Source organism: Methylobacterium aquaticum, from assembly GCF_001043915.1.
Lineage (GTDB): Bacteria > Pseudomonadota > Alphaproteobacteria > Rhizobiales > Beijerinckiaceae > Methylobacterium > Methylobacterium aquaticum.
Window position 1 is genome coordinate 1 of sequence record NZ_LABX01000080.1, and the last position, 811, is coordinate 811.

Annotated in this window: 2 protein-coding genes; both read right to left on the reverse strand. The window is 68.7% G+C overall.

Annotated features, from left to right (window positions below; all coding sequences use genetic code 11):
- Positions 1-544: bifunctional DNA primase/polymerase (locus VP06_RS36230; RefSeq protein ID WP_197093182.1), on the reverse strand; the 544-nt coding region annotated here is incomplete at its 3' end.
- Positions 541-811, reverse strand: a 271-nt coding sequence (locus tag VP06_RS37650; RefSeq protein WP_210168118.1) for a hypothetical protein, incomplete at its 5' end; no start/stop codon positions are given. The genes VP06_RS37650 and VP06_RS36230, both read right to left, overlap by 4 nt.

Here is an 811-nt window from a genome sequence, read left to right on the forward strand (position 1 = left end):
CGGCCCCGATCCAGGAATAGGGCCGGAGGGTCTTGGCATGAACGCCGTATGCGACGAACTGCGTCCCCGTGCTCAACACGTCGATGCCATCGCCGGAGCCGTCTGCCGTCTTGAGGTGGACGCTCGGGATCGCCTCGGCGGCGCGGTAGACCAGGGCGACCTTCGGCGCCTGCCCCTGACGGATGAACGGGGTCTCGCCAAACACCTCGAACGCGAGGGCCTGCGCCCGGTCGGCCATGTCCGGCTCAACGATGAAGTCGGCGTCGATTGTGACGATGTCGCCGCAGGCCATTCCGGTCCCGGGCCACTTCCGCTCGCACTTCTCCCAGTCAGCGAGGTCCGCCGTGGAGGTGCCGGGCCCCTCGAATAGAGCACGCTCACCCCACCGGCGGATGCCCGGAGCCTTGCCCCGTCCGTTGTGCTTCGTGTTGTCGTGGGCGACGATCGGGAGGACGCACGGCCACCCCATCCTCAGGAGTTGGCTGCGAACCTGCGTCGGTGTGAGCCCAGCAACTCCGGAGGGCGGGGGCGCCGCGACCGTCAAGCGGTGGCGCCTCCGGTGCGAACACGCGCAGCAAGATCGCAGAGCGTGGCGTCGTCGTGCTGTAGGAACTGAAGGTAGGCGGCGTGAGCGGCCCGCTCATCAAGATCCGTGTTGGTGTGCTCAGGTTCGAACCCGATCACCCAATGAAGCACCTCGTCGGGGCGCCGTTCGCAGGCCACGAACCCGCGCACTCCCGCCGGGACGGGGAGCGTGATCGCACCTTCGGAGCGGGCAAGGGCAATCTCGGCCCGAGCGGCGAGGCGCACG